The organism is Saccharopolyspora sp. 6M, assembly GCF_020176775.1.
GTDB classification, from domain to species: domain Bacteria; phylum Actinomycetota; class Actinomycetes; order Mycobacteriales; family Pseudonocardiaceae; genus Saccharopolyspora_C; species Saccharopolyspora_C gregorii.
In genome coordinates this window covers 1-1495 of the sequence record NZ_JAIUJZ010000345.1, presented here as the reverse complement: position 1 = coordinate 1495, position 1495 = coordinate 1, and the positions used below count along the sequence as shown (strand labels likewise).

2 protein-coding genes are annotated in these 1495 nt (G+C 69.0%); one reads left to right on the top strand and one right to left on the bottom strand.

What is annotated here, in order from left to right; translation table 11 throughout:
• On the top strand, positions 1-204 hold a 204-nt coding region (locus LCD31_RS28740), incomplete at its 5' end, for a nitroreductase/quinone reductase family protein (RefSeq protein ID WP_224963318.1).
• Between the two features lie 124 nt (positions 205-328).
• Here LCD31_RS28740 and LCD31_RS28735 read toward each other — a convergent pair.
• On the bottom strand, positions 329-1315 hold the full coding sequence (locus LCD31_RS28735; protein WP_224963317.1) for a malate dehydrogenase: 987 nt from the start codon (positions 1313-1315) through the stop codon (positions 329-331).
• Between the last annotated feature and the right edge of the window lie 180 nt (positions 1316-1495).

The window sequence follows — 1495 nt, the reverse complement described above, 5'->3', positions numbered from 1 at the left end:
CGCTGGTACCACAACCTCCGCCACCACCCCCACGTAGAAGTCCAGGACGGCACCCGCAAGCAGGACATGCGCGCCCGCGAACTCACCGGCGCCGAGAAGACCACGTGGTGGCACCGCGCCGTCGACGTCTTCCCCCAATACGCCGACTACCAGGCCAAGACCGACCGCGACATACCCGTCTTCCTCCTCGAACCCCTCACCTGACGCCCCACCCGAACACCGGCGCCGAGCACCTGCACGCGCCGCCACAGGGACCCCGAACACGACGGAGGGGCCCCACCGGCAACCCGGCGAGGCCCCTCCGTCAACGCACCGCTCAGAGCACCGCTCAGATCAAACCGAGCCCGCGCACCGCATCGCGCTCCTCGACCAGCTCGTTCACCGAAGCATCGATGCGCTCCCGCGAGAACTCGTCGACGTCCAAGCCCTGCACGATCTCGAACCGGCCGTCCTTCGCCGTGACCGGGAACGACGAGATGATGCCCTCCGGCACCCCGTACGAACCGTCCGACACCACACCCGCCGAAGTCCAGTCACCCTCCGGAGTCCCGTTGACCCAGGTGTGCACGTGGTCGATCGCCGCGTTCGCCGCCGACGCCGCCGACGACGCACCACGCGCCTCGATGATCGCAGCACCGCGCTTGGCCACCGTCGGGATGAACTCGTCCGCCAGCCACGACCGCTCCACCTGCTCGGCCGCGATCTTCCCGCCGACCTCCGCGTGGAACAGGTCCGGGTACTGCGTCGCCGAGTGGTTGCCCCAGATCGTGAGCTTCTTGATGTCGGTGACCGTCGTACCCAGCTTCTGCGCCAGCTGCGTCAACGCACGGTTGTGGTCCAGCCGCGTCATCGCCGTGAACCGCTCCGCAGGCACGTCCGGAGCGTGCGACTGCGCGATCAGCGCATTGGTGTTCGCCGGGTTCCCGACCACCAGCACCTTCACGTCCTCCGCGGCACCCGCGTTGATCGCCTCGCCCTGCGGCTTGAAGATGCCGCCGTTGGCCTCCAGCAGATCACCGCGCTCCATCCCCTTGGTGCGCGGCCGCGCACCCACGAGCAGGGCCACGTTCGTGCCCTGGAACGCCGCGGTCGCATCGTCGAACACGTCCACGCTGCTCAACAACGGGAACGCGCAGTCGTCGAGCTCCATCGCGGTGCCCTCGGCCGCCTTCACGGCCTGCGGGATCTCCAGCAAGCGAAGCTTGATCGGAGTGTCGGCCCCGATGAGCTGCCCGGAAGCGATCCGGAACAGCAGCGCGTAGCCGATCTGGCCAGCGGCACCGGTGACGGTGACGGTGACGGGCGCTTTGGTCATAGGAGGAATCTTTCCTGCTCGCCGGACGGTTACCGACCGCGATGCTATCCCGCACCCGCCACCCCGCACGCGCCGCCGCAACGGATCACAACCCGCACCCGCCCGGACCGATTCAGCGCCCACCCGAGCAGGCCGGACCGACCCGGCCCGAACCGCACACCCACACGCATCCCCCAGACC